The 15,822-nt window shown below is 33.7% G+C and carries 18 protein-coding genes and 3 other annotated features; all 18 genes read left to right on the forward strand.

The features are described 5' to 3' along the window. Window positions 1-20: 20 nt before the first annotated feature. Window positions 21-218 (forward strand) — a binding site (T-box leader). Between the two features lie 92 nt (window positions 219-310). The 18 genes from proS to rplL all read left to right on the forward strand — a co-directional run bounded on the left by proS (window position 311) and on the right by rplL (window position 15,506). Further along, window positions 311-1,753, forward strand: a complete 1,443-nt coding sequence (gene proS, locus HZR23_RS06325) for a proline--tRNA ligase (protein ID WP_132848975.1) — start codon at window positions 311-313, stop codon at window positions 1,751-1,753. A gap of 47 nt (window positions 1,754-1,800) precedes the next feature. Further along, window positions 1,801-3,285, forward strand: coding sequence for a glutamate--tRNA ligase (gene gltX / locus HZR23_RS06330; protein WP_132848976.1), 1,485 nt, complete (start codon window positions 1,801-1,803; stop codon window positions 3,283-3,285). Then, window positions 3,281-3,501, forward strand: a binding site (T-box leader). It overlaps the preceding gene by 5 nt. A gap of 71 nt (window positions 3,502-3,572) precedes the next feature. Further along, window positions 3,573-4,226 carry a serine O-acetyltransferase gene (gene cysE / locus HZR23_RS06335; protein ID WP_132848977.1) on the forward strand — a complete coding sequence of 218 codons (654 nt, stop codon included), beginning with the start codon at window positions 3,573-3,575 and terminating at the stop codon, window positions 4,224-4,226. 5 nt (window positions 4,227-4,231) lie between these two features. Then, window positions 4,232-5,644: a cysteine--tRNA ligase gene (cysS, locus tag HZR23_RS06340; protein ID WP_132848978.1), complete on the forward strand. Its 1,413-nt coding sequence runs from the start codon at window positions 4,232-4,234 to the stop codon at window positions 5,642-5,644. Window positions 5,645-5,731: 87 nt separating this feature from the next. After that, the gene (locus HZR23_RS06345; protein WP_132848979.1) at window positions 5,732-6,148 is read left to right on the forward strand and encodes a MaoC family dehydratase; all 417 of its coding nucleotides are present in this window, start codon (window positions 5,732-5,734) and stop codon (window positions 6,146-6,148) included. Window positions 6,149-6,605: 457 nt separating this feature from the next. After that, on the forward strand, window positions 6,606-7,055 hold the full coding sequence (locus HZR23_RS06350) for a Mini-ribonuclease 3 (RefSeq protein WP_132848980.1): 450 nt from the start codon (window positions 6,606-6,608) through the stop codon (window positions 7,053-7,055). Window positions 7,056-7,183: 128 nt separating this feature from the next. Beyond that, window positions 7,184-8,530 carry an FAD-dependent thymidylate synthase gene (locus HZR23_RS06355; protein WP_132848981.1) on the forward strand — a complete coding sequence of 449 codons (1,347 nt, stop codon included), beginning with the start codon at window positions 7,184-7,186 and terminating at the stop codon, window positions 8,528-8,530. A gap of 55 nt (window positions 8,531-8,585) precedes the next feature. Next, window positions 8,586-9,323, forward strand: a complete 738-nt coding sequence (rlmB, locus tag HZR23_RS06360) for a 23S rRNA (guanosine(2251)-2'-O)-methyltransferase RlmB (RefSeq protein WP_132848982.1) — start codon at window positions 8,586-8,588, stop codon at window positions 9,321-9,323. A gap of 39 nt (window positions 9,324-9,362) precedes the next feature. Beyond that, a complete protein-coding gene (locus tag HZR23_RS06365; protein ID WP_132848983.1) occupies window positions 9,363-9,869 on the forward strand; it encodes an NYN domain-containing protein in 507 nt (168 codons plus the stop codon). Between the two features lie 131 nt (window positions 9,870-10,000). Then, window positions 10,001-10,633, forward strand: coding sequence for an RNA polymerase sporulation sigma factor SigH (sigH, locus tag HZR23_RS06370; protein WP_132848986.1), 633 nt, complete (start codon window positions 10,001-10,003; stop codon window positions 10,631-10,633). A 59-nt stretch (window positions 10,634-10,692) separates the two neighbouring features. After that, on the forward strand, window positions 10,693-11,886 hold the full coding sequence (tuf, locus tag HZR23_RS06375; protein ID WP_213050339.1) for an elongation factor Tu: 1,194 nt from the start codon (window positions 10,693-10,695) through the stop codon (window positions 11,884-11,886). Between the two features lie 261 nt (window positions 11,887-12,147). Further along, window positions 12,148-12,297, forward strand: coding sequence for a 50S ribosomal protein L33 (rpmG, locus tag HZR23_RS06380; protein ID WP_132849622.1), 150 nt, complete (start codon window positions 12,148-12,150; stop codon window positions 12,295-12,297). Between the two features lie 47 nt (window positions 12,298-12,344). Continuing rightward, window positions 12,345-12,554: a preprotein translocase subunit SecE gene (gene secE, locus HZR23_RS06385; protein WP_132849623.1), complete on the forward strand. Its 210-nt coding sequence runs from the start codon at window positions 12,345-12,347 to the stop codon at window positions 12,552-12,554. A gap of 55 nt (window positions 12,555-12,609) precedes the next feature. Further along, entirely contained in the window at window positions 12,610-13,131 is a 522-nt protein-coding gene (gene nusG, locus HZR23_RS06390) for a transcription termination/antitermination protein NusG (RefSeq protein ID WP_207667938.1), read from the forward strand. 58 nt (window positions 13,132-13,189) lie between these two features. Further along, window positions 13,190-13,615 (forward strand): 50S ribosomal protein L11, encoded by a 426-nt coding sequence (rplK, locus tag HZR23_RS06395; RefSeq protein ID WP_132849625.1) that lies wholly within the window; start codon window positions 13,190-13,192, stop codon window positions 13,613-13,615. Between the two features lie 68 nt (window positions 13,616-13,683). After that, window positions 13,684-14,382 carry a 50S ribosomal protein L1 gene (rplA, locus tag HZR23_RS06400; RefSeq protein ID WP_132849626.1) on the forward strand — a complete coding sequence of 233 codons (699 nt, stop codon included), beginning with the start codon at window positions 13,684-13,686 and terminating at the stop codon, window positions 14,380-14,382. A 51-nt stretch (window positions 14,383-14,433) separates the two neighbouring features. After that, window positions 14,434-14,562: a sequence feature (ribosomal protein L10 leader region), on the forward strand. Between the two features lie 34 nt (window positions 14,563-14,596). Further along, on the forward strand, window positions 14,597-15,097 hold the full coding sequence (rplJ, locus tag HZR23_RS06405; RefSeq protein ID WP_132849627.1) for a 50S ribosomal protein L10: 501 nt from the start codon (window positions 14,597-14,599) through the stop codon (window positions 15,095-15,097). Window positions 15,098-15,146: 49 nt separating this feature from the next. Continuing rightward, a complete protein-coding gene (gene rplL, locus HZR23_RS06410) occupies window positions 15,147-15,506 on the forward strand; it encodes a 50S ribosomal protein L7/L12 (RefSeq protein WP_132849628.1) in 360 nt (119 codons plus the stop codon). Window positions 15,507-15,822: the final 316 nt, after the last annotated feature.

Here is a 15,822-nt window from a genome sequence, read left to right on the forward strand (position 1 = left end):
TTCTATAAAAAAAAGAATATGTAAATGCAATGATAGGGAATAGTAGAAAAAAACTTAGAGAAAAAACCCTCGGCTGAAAGGTTTTTAAATTTTTGAACCCGCCCTAAAGCAGTTTACTGAAGTTAGTAGGTAGACCGGTGGACACCGATATTTGTCATAAAGTGGGCTTTTTAGTTAATTAGAGTGGTACCGCGGGAATAATATCTCTCGTCTCTAGAATAGAGATGGGGGATTTTTTGTTATTTTTTATGCATTGTTACATAATTAAAAGTTTATACTTTAAATAATATGAAGTGAGAGGAGATTACAAATGGGTAAAAAGGAAAAACAATTCGTAGCTGAAATTACTCCGATGGAGGTGGATTTCGCACAATGGTATACTGATGTTATATTAAAAACAGATTTAGTTGATTATTCACCTGTAAAAGGTTTTATGGTAATTAAACCATATGGTTATGCAATTTGGGAAAATATTCAACAATATATGGATAAAAGGTTTAAAGACACTGGTCATAAAAACTGTTATTTCCCACTATTAATACCTGAAAGCTTACTTCAAAAAGAGGCAGAGCACGTTGAAGGTTTTGCTCCAGAAGTTGCTTGGGTTACACATGGTGGTAAGGAAGAATTGGCAGAAAGACTTTGTGTTCGTCCGACCTCAGAAACAATAATATGTGAAATGTATTCAAGATGGTTAAAATCATATCGTGATCTACCTTTCCTATATAATCAATGGTGTAGTGTTGTTAGATGGGAGAAAAGTACAAGACCATTTTTAAGAACTTCTGAGTTTTTATGGCAAGAGGGACATACTTTACATGAAACATACGATGAGGCACAAGAAGAAACTTTAAGAATGCTTGAAATTTACAAGCAAACTGCTGAAGAGCTTTTAGCTATGCCTGTTGTTACTGGCCAAAAAAGCGAAAAAGAAAAATTTGCAGGGGCTTATGCAACATATACAATGGAAGCACTAATGCATGATGGTAAAGCACTTCAAGCTGGGACTTCTCATAACTTAGGACAACATTTTACAACTGCATTTAATATTACTTATTTAGATAGAGACGGGGAGCTAAAAAATCCATATCATACTTCTTGGGGCGTGTCTACACGTCTAATTGGAGGACTAATAATGGTTCACGGGGATAATAGGGGGTTAGTTTTACCACCTAGAGTAGCTCCGACTCAAGTTGTGATTGTTCCAATAGCAGCACATAAAGGTGGGGTTATGGAGAGAACAATGGAGCTATTTAGTGAGTTGAAAAATTCATATAGAGTTGAACTAGATGATAGAGAAAACTATTCTCCAGGCTGGAAGTTTAATGAGTGGGAGATGAAAGGTGTACCTATTAGAGTTGAAATTGGACCTAAGGATATTGAAAATGGTCAAGCCATCCTATTTAGAAGAGATACATTAGAAAAGGAAACCGTAGCTTTAGAGGACTTAAGTGGGAGAGTACAAACTTTACTAGATGAAATTCACAACAATATGTTATATAAGGCAAAAATGATGAGAGATGAAAAAACATATTATGTGAATAATTTTGAAGAGATGAAGGAATTAATGAAAACTAAACCAGGTTTTGTTAAAGCTATGTGGTGTCAAGAAAGAGAGTGCGAGGACAAAATTAAAGAGGGCACTGGTATAACTGTTAGATGTCTACCATTTGAACAGGAGAAGCTAGGGGATACTTGTGCATTCTGCGAAAAGCCTGCACATAAAATGGCATATTTTGCAAAGGCATATTAGAAAATAAAGAATTGATATAAATAGAGAACATTTTAGGAGGATTCTTCATGTCGGTAAGAGTAAGATTTGCACCAAGTCCTACGGGATTTGTGCATATAGGAAGCTTAAGAACAGCCTTATATAATTATTTATATGCTAAAAAAAATGGTGGTAAATATATTTTAAGAGTAGAGGATACGGACCAAAACAGATATGTTGAAGGTGCCATTGAAAATATGTTAGGAGCAATGTCCTGGGCAAAGGTAGAGCATGATGAAGGAGTTGTAATTTCTGAAGATGGACACCTAGTTCAACGTGGGGATTTTGGGCCATATATTCAATCGGAAAGATTATCGATTTATAAGGAATATATAGAAAAACTTATTGAAAAACGTCATGCATATTACTGTTTCTGCTCAAAAGAAAGAATAGATCAGGTAAGAGAAGAACAAAAATCTCAGGGCCTTACACAACGTTACGATGGCTTCTGTAGAAGTCTATCGAAGGAAGAGGTTCAGGCTAAAATAGGTAATGGCGAATCTTATGTTGTGAGACTAAAATTACCAGAAAATAAAGATATTGCCTTTGATGATGTAATTAGAGGTAATGTTGTTGTAAATACAAGTGATATGGACGATCAAGTATTAATTAAATCCGACGGATTCCCTACATATCATTTTGCTGTGGTGGTAGACGATCATTTAATGGGAATTACCCACGTAATTAGAGGTGAGGAATGGCTCATTTCTACTCCAAAACACGTATATACCTTTGAAGCCTTTGGCTGGGAAGCCCCAAAATATGCTCACTTACCAAATATATTAAATTCGGATAAAAAGAAATTAAGTAAAAGACAAGGTGATGTGGCTGTAGAGGATTTTATGCAGAAGGGCTACTTACCTGAAGCCCTAGTAAACTATATAGCTCTCCTAGGCTGGAGTCCGGAGGATAATCAGGAAATATTTAGTTTAGAGGAATTAGAACAAAAATTCTCATTAGATAGAGTTTCAAAAGCTGGTGGAGTTTTTGATATTAATAAATTAAATTGGGTAAACTCTCATTACATTAAAGAAAAACCCCTTGAGAAAATAACTGATTTATCTATACCATATCTTGTTAAATCAGGGTATGTAAAAGAAGAGGAAATTGAGTCAAAATATGATTGGATTAAAGATATTGTTTCTGTTTTAAGGGTAAACTTAAATAATTTAAGCGAGATATCAGAAAAGGTTGACTTGTTTTTTAATGCAGAGTTTCAACTAGAGGATGCGGAGGCTGTACAGGTTTTAGAGGATGAGCAAGTACCTCAATTAATAAGTGTTTTTATAAATAAGATTGAAAAACTTGACATTATTGATGAAGACAGTGTAAAATCCTTATTAAAGGAAATTCAGAAGGAAACAGGACTTAAAGGACCAAAACTATTCAAACCAATTAGGGTTGCGGTGACGGGCAAAGCCCATGGTCCAGATTTACCATTAGTTATGAAAATTTTAGGTAAACAAAACATACTTTCCCGCATAAACTATGTATTGAATAATTTAATATCATAAATCGTTGAATAGGAATAGTAAGTTTATACTGCTTATTAGAGAGGGATTATGCAGCTGAAATTAGTCCTTAAGCGTAGGTAAACTGAATGCACCTATGAGTTTTTACTTGAACTAAAAGTAGGGTAAAACGGGTAGTTCCGTTATAGACTTTTGTAAGTGGAATATATTTAGATATATTCAAACAGGGTGGAACCGCGGATTAACTCCGTCTCTGATTTTTTTCAGAGACGGAGTTTTTGTTTTTGATTTTTTATGGTTTATGGGTATTATAAGTAGGAGGGCAAAAAATGAGATTTGTTAGTGTTATTAAAGAAGATATTAGAGCTATATTTGAAAGAGACCCAGCTGCAAAAAATGTAGTAGAGGTATTACTTTGTTATCCAGGTTTACATGCAATAATAATGCATAGAATATCCCACGGTTTATACAGAAGAGGTTTGGTTATCCTTCCGAGGATAATTTCAAATATATCTAGATTTTTAACAGGTATTGAAATTCATCCCGGAGCTAAAATAGGTAGAAAAGCATTTATTGATCATGGGACCGGAGTAGTTATTGGTGAAACATCAGAGGTTGGAAATAATGTTACAATATACCAAGGGGCAACTTTAGGAGGGACTGGTAAAGATAAGGGGAAAAGACATCCTACCATTGGAGATAATGTTGTAATTTCTGCTGGAGCTAAAGTTTTAGGTCCCTTTACTGTAGGAGAAAACTCTCGTATAGGTGCAGGATCAGTTGTGCTTAAAGAGGTTCCGCCAAATTGTACTGTTGTTGGAGTTCCTGGACGAATTGTTGTAAAAGATAATATAAAACTAGTAGCTGACGAAATTGATTTAGAACATGGTAAATTGCCTGATCCAATATCAGATGAATTAACACTACTAAGAAATAAAATTATTGAATTAGAAAACAAGTTACAAGAAATTGAAAGGAGTTAAAAGGGATGAGATTATATAACACTCTAACGAGAAAAAAGGAAGAATTTATTCCTATAGAACCTGGAAAAATAAAGATGTATGCTTGTGGTCCTACGGTATACAATTATTTTCATATTGGAAATGCTAGGACGTTTTTGACATTTGATGCTATGAGAAGGTATTTTGAATATAGAGGTTACGATGTAACCTTCATACAAAACTTTACAGATATTGATGACAAAATAATTAAAAAAGCAATTGAAGAAAATATAACACCGGATGAGGTAAGCGAAAAATATATTCTGGCCTATTTCGAAGATGCGGATAGTCTAGGTATTAAAAGAGCAGATATGCATCCTAGAGTAACGAAAAATTTACCAGAAATAATTCATTTTGTAGAAGAACTAATTAGTAAAGAATATGCATATGTAGTGGAAGGTGATGTATATTTTGACGTATCAAAATTTAAAGAATATGGAAAGCTTTCGAAGCAAAGCTTAGAGGATTTAATGTCAGGTGCGAGGGTAGAAGTAAATGAACAAAAAAGAAATTCACTGGATTTTGCCCTGTGGAAATCAGCTAAACCAAATGAACCAAGTTGGGAAAGTCCGTGGGGTAACGGAAGACCTGGTTGGCATATCGAATGTTCTGCTATGTCACAGAAATACCTAGGTGAAACTATTGATATACATGGTGGTGGTGGGGATTTGATTTTCCCTCACCATGAAAATGAAATTGCACAAAGTGAGGCTTGTTCTGGAACGACTTTTGCAAATTTTTGGCTACATGTTGGTTACTTAAATATTGATAATAAAAAGATGTCTAAATCCTTAAACAATTTCTTTACCTTAAGGGAAATAAGAGAAGAATTTGATTTGGAAAGTTTAAGATTATTTATGCTTTCTGCCCATTATAGAAATCCAATTAACTTTAGTAGAGAGCTTCTTGAATCCTCACAAAATGCACTTCAACGTTTATATAATGCTAAAAATAATTTGGAGTATTTATTTGATGTGACGGAGAATAGAAATTTAACAGAAGAAGAAAATCTAAAATTAGATAATATTAAAAAGTTCAAAGATAGATTTGTAGAAGCAGTAGATGATGATTTTAATACAGCTGATGGGGTTGCTGTAATATTTGATTTAGTAAGAGAAATAAATACAGGTATTGCAGAAAATTCACCAAAGGAAATAGTTGAAGTGTCATTAAGTATTTTAAGGGAATTAGCAGGGGTACTAGGTCTACTGCAAAAAACAGAAGATACTTTAGAGGATAAGGTTGAAGAATTAATAAGACAAAGACAGGAAGCTAGAAAAAACAAAAATTATGCCCTAGCAGACGAAATAAGAGATAAGTTAAAAGATATGGGAATAGTATTAGAAGATACTCCTTCAGGTGTTAAATGGAAAAGGGTTATACTAGAGACTAAAAATTAAAAATCTACTAAAGTTGTTGGCATGATTATTGCAAAACAAAGGTTAGGAATTGTTTTAAGATAAATAAAAAACTATGGAGGTGTTTTTGTGAAAGGTATTACTATAGACCAAATGAAAATTGGAGATCAAGGTTCCTTTGAAAAAACAGTTACAGAAACAGATGTATATTTATTTGCTGGAATTACTGGAGACTTAAATCCTGCCCATTGTAATGAAAGAGTAATGGCGGATAGTCCGTTTGGTGGAAGAATAGCACATGGAATGCTTTCTGCTGGATTTATTTCTTGTGTGCTTGGTATGCACTTCCCAGGACCAGGTACAATCTATTTAGGCCAGGAGTTGAAATTCTTAGCTCCAGTTAAAATTGGTGATACGATTAAGGCTACGGTAGAAGTTGTTGAAATGAATGTAGAAAAGAATCGTATAGTTTGTAGAACATGGTGTGAAAACCAAAATGGTAAAGTAGTTATAGATGGCAAAGCTACTGTAATGCCACCAAAATAATTTAAAGTATTTAGTACATAGAGAGTACTTTTAAGTGCATTAAATGTGTACACTATTTAAAATGTGAGGGGAGCTGGTAAAACCAACTCCTCTTTTTGTGGGAGTAAAAATAGTATTCCTTTGCTATTCCTATAATTTAAGATAATACTAGTTGATTCCATATAGTAAGCTATGGTAAAGTATGAAGATATATAGTAATCTATAAACTAAAAAAATTTTGATATGTAAGGCTAATAGTATGATACATGCTCAAAAAATGAACAATGTTCTATAAAGTTTGAAATACTTAAATCTTAATTGGAATTACATGGTTAAACCAGTGGAAATGTCCATTTTATTTCCATTAACAGGTTAATCCATATGAAATAAAAAAGATTACTTCAAAAAATAAACTAGATAAAAGAATTATTATGAAAGATAATAATAAAAAGTAAATTAGAATATAGGGTGATGTAATATGACAGATATTTTACATAGTTTTTTATGTAATGGAAAACCAAAAACGGAGGCAGAGGTTAAAATGATGGCCCCTTTGGTTTTAGCGTATATGGGTGATGCCATATATGAGGTGTTCATTCGAAGTTATTTAGTGTCAAAAAGAAATGTTTCTGTTAATGAGCTTCACAAAGAGGCCACCTCTTATGTAAAAGCGAAATCTCAGGCAGAGGTGGTACATGCTTTAGAGAATCAACTAAGTGAGGATGAGTGGGCTGTAATTAAAAAGGGTAGAAATCAGAAGAGCTCAACTGTGCCCAAAAACGCTGTCCTAAGTGATTATAAATATGCTACGGGATTTGAAACACTAGTAGGTTACTTGTTTTATACAGGTAAGTTAGATCGGCTATGTGAAATTTTAAATAAATCTGTTCAAATAATAAACGAAAAGAAAATAGGTACAATTCCTTAGCCCACTTATAAGTGGGTAATTGTTGTTTCGTTTCAGGTTGTTGTTAAAGCAAGTTCGTTCTTTCTAAGACTTTAGTTTTAATATATAATTTAATTGATAATATAATAGCCAATAATTTGGAGGTTTCTATGAGAATAACAAATTTTGAAAGTACAGGATTGGATAAGATAGAATCATGGCTTGAAAAAAATAACATTAATAGTATAGATGAAGCTACGTTAAAAGAAGTATTAAAAGTTGTAAATATTGCATTTGTTGCAGAAAAAATTGACAGGGTACAAAGTACATTACTATGTGAACTAAAGGACTCATATGTGCAGCAAAGCCAGAGGTATGTTACTATGGACGATAACTCTTATAGTTTACCCTTATTATCAACAGAGGATAATAATAAAGCTATTCAATTAACAAAAAAAGCCTTTGCATTATATGAAAGGATGTCCCAGTTAAATGATGGACAATTCATAGGTAGGCCTAAAGTAGAAAATTATAAGTATGGTATCCCTATTGAAGATGCACGATATATTCTACCTTTAAGTACTCTAACAAATTTATCGATTGCTATGACCGGTAATAAGTTATTTAATCTATATTCTTTGTTTAATAATAGTAAATACATAGGGATATTTAAGGATATGGAAAGTCAATTAAGCAGAAATTTACCCAAAAAACTAGTGGAATTATTAACCAATTTTGATATACATAGTGGAACAAAAAGCGATCTTGTAGAATCTTTATATGATGAAGAGTTTGGAAAATTAAGTAATACTGACAATATGATATTATTTAGTACTTTTAAAGATCTGGATTTAAAGGTGGGCTTAGGTGCTCTTACGAGTACGTTGAAAGAAACGCCTTCGGAGCGCCTTGAGGATTGGGGTAATTTAGCCTCTGAAAAGGCAAAAGCCGTGGCAAATAGGGTTTTAGGGTACGGACACGATAGTATTGCTGAGCAGGCAAGGACGGTATTTGGAATGATGTGTAGTATGGTGACTTATCATCAGCAAATTAGACATAGACTTTCTGAAAATGTTAGGGAAGATTTATTAAATCTAATATTAGATAAGGAAAGACAGGTTATTGTCCCCCTAAGCATTGAAAATTCAGTGTTCTATGAAGAGTATTTGGAAGTTGTACAAGCTATAAAGGAATTTAGAATTTATGTTTTAGAAAAATATGATAATGCAAAGGCCCTACCATTTTTACTAAATTGTGATGCTGTTAAATTAATTATATCTACAAATGCCAGAGTAGATCGTACAATGCTATCTGAGCGCATTTGTAAAAATTCACAATGGGAAATTAGGGAATTAGCTATTAAGAAGCTAAGTGAATTAAAAAGTATGTCTGAGGTACTTTATGAAAAGGCCTTACCTTCTTGCGTCTATGGAAAGTGCAAAGAGGGTAAAATGACCTGTGGCAAGCAACTTGAAATGCAACAACAGTTTGCATCTAAGGTATCTGTTAAGTCATAAGTTTAGAAATATATAAATTGGTTAAAATATTTAAAAATATATCAGGGGTGATTAAGTGAATAGTGATAGAATTGAAGGAAGGAATCCTGTGCTCGAAGCTCTTAAATCTGGCAGAGAAATAGATAAGATTTTAATTGCTAAAGGAGCTGGAGAGGGTTCAATTAATAAAATTATTGGAATAGCAAAAGAAAAGGGACTTACCATCCAGTACGTAGAAAAACAAAAGCTTAACGAAATGTCTGAAACAAATTCACACCAAGGAGTTATCGCTTTAGTTGCTGCATATGAATATAGTACATTAGAGGATATAATTGATGCTGCTAAAAATAAAGATGAGCAGCCCTTTATATTGATTTTAGACGAGATTATGGACCCTCATAATTTAGGATCGATTATGAGAACTGCAGATGCGGTAGGTGTAAATGGTATAATAATACCTAAAAGACGTTCTGTAGGATTAACTGCAACTGTAGCCAAAACCTCTGCTGGGGCCATTGAATATGTTCCAGTAGCTAAAGTTGCGAATATAGCACAGACTATTGATAAGCTTAAGGACCAGGGAATTTGGGTAGCTGGAGCTGATATGGCTGGAGAAAAAACTCACTTTGAAGAGAATTTTAAAGGGCCAATTGCAATCGTTTTAGGTAGTGAGGGGCAGGGTCTATCAAGACTAGTCAAGGAAAAATGTGATTTTCTGATCAATATACCTATGAAAGGCAAGGTTTCATCTCTAAATGCCTCAGTAGCTGCAAGTATAATTATGTATGAAGTTTTTAGACAAAGACTTTCTTAAATAGAAACCCAGAAATATTTATAGAAGGGGGAATATTCATTGAAAGAGTACTTAATTTTAGACGGATACAATGTTATCAATGCATGGCCCTCTTTGAAGAAAAACGCAGATGTAGATCTAGAAGGAGCTAGAGAGGAATTAGCTGCTAGAATGGCAGAATATAGTAGTTATACTGGGAAAAATATAATTATTGTATTTGATGCTCATTTAGTTAAGGGAAATAACGGAAGTAAAGAAGTGTTAAGAGGAGTCAAAATTGTTTATACTAAAGAACGAGAAACCGCAGACTCATATATTGAAAAAGCAATAATGTCTATAGCTAAAACAAATAGAGTTGTCGTTGCCACCAATGATTGGGCAGAACAACAAATGGTTTTGGGTGGAGGGGCTACAAGAGTCTCAGTTCGTGAACTAATAATTGACTTTGAAAATATAAAAAATAAGATAAAAATAAAAACCTCAAAAACAAAAACCGAAAAAGATATTCTGTCAACCCGAATTGACCCTGTATTACTTAGAAAGCTTGAAAAACTAAGAAGAAGCTAACTATTTTATGTTGACTTTGGTTCTGTAGTTAATGTATAATTAATTTGAAGTTTTTTGGGTTGGAAGATGGACAGGCCTTGAAAAAGAAGTTTTCTAAAAGGGTGGAGGAGATGGGTGTGCATAGTATAGTTATGAATGGGGAAGTAATTGAGGAACAAGAGGTTTTAGATGAAACCATAGTTGAGTCTGCAAAGGGCGGAAATAACGAAGCACTTGATTTAATTATAACAAAATATAAAAATTTTGTTAGGGCAAAGGCAAGATCCTATTTTTTAATTGGAGCAGATCGGGAGGATATTATACAGGAAGGTATGATAGGCTTATATAAGGCTATTAGAGACTATAGACCGGACAAGCTAACTTCTTTTAGAGCCTTTGCAGAACTATGCATAACTAGACAAATAATTACTGCAATTAAAACAGCTACAAGGCAAAAGCATATACCACTTAACTCTTATGTTTCATTAAATAAACCCATTTATGATGAAGAGTCTGATAGAACTCTTTTAGATATTATATCAGGGCATAAAATCACTGATCCTGAAGAGCTGATTATTTGTAGGGAAGAGCTACTCAGTATGGAAGACAAAATTGGAGAAATCTTAAGTGACTTAGAACTTAAAGTTCTAATGCTCTACTTGCAGGGGAGATCATATCAAGAAATTGCTAAGGATTTAAGACGACACGTTAAGTCTATTGATAATGCGCTTCAAAGAGTGAAAAGAAAACTTGAAAGATATCTTGAAACAGTGAATAATAAATAGAACATATATAAATAATAGAAAATCATAGAATGTACATATACTAAGGAGGAATTATTAAGATGGCAAAGGCAAAGTTTGAAAGAAATAAGCCGCACGTAAATATTGGAACTATTGGACACGTAGACCATGGTAAAACAACATTAACAGCAGCTATAACAATGACATTAAACAAAAGATACGGAACAGGAAATGCAGTAGCATTTGACCAAATCGATAAAGCACCAGAAGAAAGAGAAAGAGGAATTACAATCTCAACAGCACACGTTGAGTACGAGACTCCAAACAGACACTACGCACACGTTGACTGCCCAGGACATGCTGACTATGTTAAAAACATGATCACAGGAGCAGCACAAATGGACGGAGCTATCTTAGTTTGTTCAGCAGCAGATGGTCCAATGCCTCAAACAAGAGAGCATATCCTATTATCAAGACAAGTAGGGGTACCATACATCGTAGTATTCCTAAACAAATGTGATATGGTAGATGACGAAGAGTTATTAGAATTAGTAGAAATGGAAGTAAGAGACTTATTAAATATGTATGAGTTCCCAGGAGATGACACTCCAATAATCAGAGGATCAGCACTTCAAGCATTAAATGATCCAATGGGACCATGGGGAGACAAAATTGTTGAGTTATTCGAGCAAGTTGACACATATATTCCAGAGCCAGAAAGAGCAATTGACAGACCATTCTTAATGCCAGTAGAGGACGTATTCTCTATAACAGGAAGAGGAACAGTTGCAACAGGAAGAGTAGAAAGAGGAATCGTAAAAGTACAAGACGAGGTAGAGTTAGTAGGATTATCAGAAGCTCCAAGAAAGTTAGTAGTAACAGGAGTAGAGATGTTCAGAAAACTATTAGATCAAGCACAAGCTGGAGATAACATCGGAGCACTTTTAAGAGGGGTTCAAAGAACAGAGATTGAAAGAGGACAAGTATTAGCTAAGCCAGGAACAATCAAACCACATACAAAATTCATGGCAGAAGTATACGTTCTTAAAAAAGAAGAGGGTGGAAGACATACTCCATTCTTCGATGGATACAGACCACAATTCTATTTCAGAACAACTGACGTAACAGGATCAATCAAGTTACCAGATGGAATGGAAATGGTTATGCCAGGAGATAACGTAACTATGGAAATCGAATTAATCAGCCCAATCGCTACAGAAGAAGGATTAAGATTCGCTATCCGTGAGGGTGGAAGAACTGTAGGAGCTGGAGTTGTAGCTTCAATTATCGAGTAGTTAAATGTTAAAAAAAGGGACTAGGGGGGAACCTAGTCCTTTAGATGTTAAAATTATGAATATAATATTAATATTTTGACAGAGCCTTTTTTATTGACATACAAAAAAAAATATGATAGATTTTATAAGATGGCTTTTATAGAATGAGTGTGGTTTGTGTATTTTCAGTAGCTATATTAGTTACTTACACAATAAGCTTATAATCATAAGGCAGTAAATAATACTTATGAAGTTGCTCGTTAAAGGTAGGAGGTGTAACAATTGAGAGTTAAAGTAACACTTGCTTGTACAGAGTGCAAACAAAGAAACTACAATACAACAAAAAACAAAAAAACTAATCCTGATCGTATTGAGTTAAAAAAATACTGTAGGTTTTGTAAAACTCATGTAGCACACAAAGAAACAAAATAATTAAAGGTTGGGGATTTAAAATTTTTTGTTAAAAGGAAGTGAGTATTATGTCAACCCAAGCAAATACTAATAATAAAGCAGGACTTGGGAAATACTTTAAAGGCGTAAAGTCTGAGCTTAAAAAAGTTATTTGGCCAAACAAAAAAGAGTTATCTAACCATACAGGGGTAGTAATTGTAACCTGTGTTATTGCAACTGCAATTATTTGGATTTTAGACACAGTTTTTGGTTCAGGGTTAGGTTTAATTATTAAATAATCAATTTGTTTAAAAGGAGGGGAGCACTATCTATCTCAGATAGATAGGTCCACATATGTCCCAACAACAAGCGAAATGGTATGTTGTCCATACCTATTCTGGCCATGAAAACAAGGTTAAAACAAACATAGAGAAAATAGTTGAGAATAGAGGCATGGATGACGTAATACTTGAAGTAAAAGTACCGACCGAGGAAAGAGTAGAGATTAAAAACGGTAAGAAAAAGATTAAGGAAACAAAATTGTACCCTGGTTATGTTATTGTAAAAATGATAATGACTGATGAGTCTTGGTATTTAGTTAGAAATACGAGAGGGGTTACAGGTTTTGTAGGCCCTAGTTCTAAACCAATTCCATTAACGGATGCGGAAGTAAGAGCTATGGGAGTTGAAGTTATTCGTCAGGAAGTTTATATAAAACGTGGAGATTCAGTGCGTGTTATTTCTGGACCATTCGAGAGTTTTGTAGGTACTGTTGAAAATGTAAGCTTAGAAAAGCAAACATTTAAAGTTCGCATCTCTATGTTTGGAAGAGAGACTCCTGTTGAATTAGGTTTTGATCAAGTAGTTTCAATTTAATTTTGGATTATATTTTACAAAGGATATAACCATCAATATATTAAGGAGGTGTAGTAAAATGGCAAAAAAAATTACAGGACAAATTAAATTACAAATACCAGCAGGAAAGGCAACTCCAGCACCACCGGTAGGGCCAGCATTAGGACAACACGGGGTTAACATCATGGGATTCTGTAAAGAATTCAATGCTAAAACAGCTGATCAAGCTGGATTAATTATTCCAGTAGTAATATCTGTTTACCAAGACAGATCATATACTTTCATTACAAAAACTCCACCAGCTGCAGTTTTAATTAAAAAAGCAATTGGTATTGAATCAGCATCAGGTGAGCCAAACAAAAAGAAAGTTGGAAAAATTACTAAAGCTAAAATCAGAGAAATCGCTGAGTTAAAAATGCCTGACTTAAATGCTGCTTCAGTAGAAACAGCTATGAGCATGATTGCTGGTACAGCAAGAAGCATGGGAATTGAAGTTATTGACTAAGAACTATCGTTTAGTTTAGTGGGAGGTTCTCACAAATAAACCGTTAAAACCACAAGGAGGGAATTAAAATGGCTAAAAAAGGCAAAAAGTATTTAGAAGCAATGAAGCTAGTAGATAAAACTAAAGCTTATGGATTAGCTGAGGCAGTAGAATTAGCTAAAAAGACTGCAGTAGCAAAATTTGATGAAACAATAGAGTTGCATCTTAAATTAGGTGTTGATTCAAGACATGCAGATCAACAAGTAAGAGGAGCAATTGTACTACCACATGGAACTGGTAAAACAGCAAAAGTGTTAGTTTTTGCTAAAGGTGAAAAAGCAACAGAAGCAGAAAAAGCTGGTGCTGACTTTGTAGGAGCAGACGAATTAGTAACTAAAATCCAGGGAGAAAACTGGTTTGATTTTGACGTTGTTGTTGCAACACCTGACATGATGGGTGTAGTTGGAAGATTAGGTAGAGTGTTAGGACCAAAAGGTTTAATGCCAAACCCAAAATCAGGTACAGTAACGTTTGACGTTGAGAAAGCAGTTAAAGAAATTAAAGCAGGTAAAGTTGAATATAGACTTGATAAAACAAATATTATTCACGTACCAGTAGGAAAAGCTTCTTTTGAGCAAGATAAACTTGTTGACAATATTAAAACATTAGTTGAAGCTGTTGTTAAAGCGAAACCAGCTGCGGCTAAGGGACAATATTTAAAAAGCGTAACTATTACTAGTACAATGGGACCTGGAATCAAAGTTAATCCAGCAAAAGCTGCGGAGTAATAAATTAACAGTTGACAAAGGTTGAATATATTTGCTAGAATTATCAAGACATTAAAAGTTGAATATTTGCCGTAGACAGTAGGTGCATTAAGCTTAATATCCTACCGAGGTTTTTAATAAATTTGTTAAAAACAAGACCTCTTCATGTCTACACATCAAGGGGTCTTTTATATTATCGGCAAAGGTTTACAAGAATGAGGAGGTGGGTTAACGGATGTCAAATGCAAAGGATTTAAAGTCTCAAGTAGTTAATGAAATTACCGAAAAACTTCAAAAATCTGCGGCTGCGATTGTAGTGGATTATAGAGGATTAAAGGTAGAGCAAGTTACTGAGTTAAGAAAAAGATGTAGAGAGCAAGGCGTTGAATACAAAGTATATAAAAATACTTTAGTAAGAATGGCTGCTAAAAATGCAAACATGGAAGAACTAGTGAGTGAGTTAGTTGGACCAAATGCAATTGTTTTCGGATATGATGACCCAGTTGCACCTGCTAAAATTGCAGGAGAGTTTGCTAAAGATAATAAGGCTTTAGAATTAAAATTTGGTATAGTAGAAGGAACTTTCTACAATGAAGATAAGATAAAAGAATTATCAACTGTACCATCAAAAGAAGTTCTAATAGCGAAATTATTAGGAAGCTTAAAAGCTCCAGTTTCAAACTTTGCTTACTTAGTTAAGGCAATTGCAGAGAAAAAAGAAGCTGAAGGGCAATAGTATTAAAAAAACAAATTAAATTAATTTAAAAATTATGGAGGTGCCTATAATGACAATTGAACAAATTTTAGAAGCAATTGAAAATATGAAGGTTTTAGAATTAAACGAGTTAGTTAAAGCGGCAGAAGAGAAGTTTGGAGTATCTGCATCTGCGCCAGTAGTTGTTGGTGGAGCAGCAGCAGCAGTAGTAGAAGAAAAAACTGAGTTTGATGTAATCCTTGCTAACCCAGGAGCATCAAAAATCAACGTTATTAAAGTAGTTAGAGAACTTACTGGTTTAGGATTAAAAGAAGCTAAAGAATTAGTTGACAATACTCCTAAAGCTTTAAAAGAAGGTATTGCTAAAGAAGAAGCAGATGCAATCAAAGCTAAATTAGAAGAAGCTGGTGCAGCTGTAGAAGTTAAGTAATTAACTGATTAAATTTAAAAGGGACTCCTTAGGGAGTACCTTTTATCATTTTTTGAAAAATTTTTCTATTGAAGAAAATTTACTGAATAACATAATATTGACAATTCATAAAACATTATGATAGAATAGTAAATTGCATTATAGTGTTTTTTTTAGTTGTATAAATATAGAAAATGTTGTCAATAGTATATGTGTAGTGACAAATTTTTGGCCTTATATTTAGTAAAAATTATACTACTTAATTACAATAAATTTATTTACTGCAAAAACTAATCTTTAGTTAGCTTTATATCTTCTTAAGGGAAGATTTGATTAA

Origin of the sequence: Serpentinicella alkaliphila (genome assembly GCF_018141405.1) — a bacterium.
Classification (GTDB): domain Bacteria; phylum Bacillota; class Clostridia; order Peptostreptococcales; family Natronincolaceae; genus Serpentinicella; species Serpentinicella alkaliphila.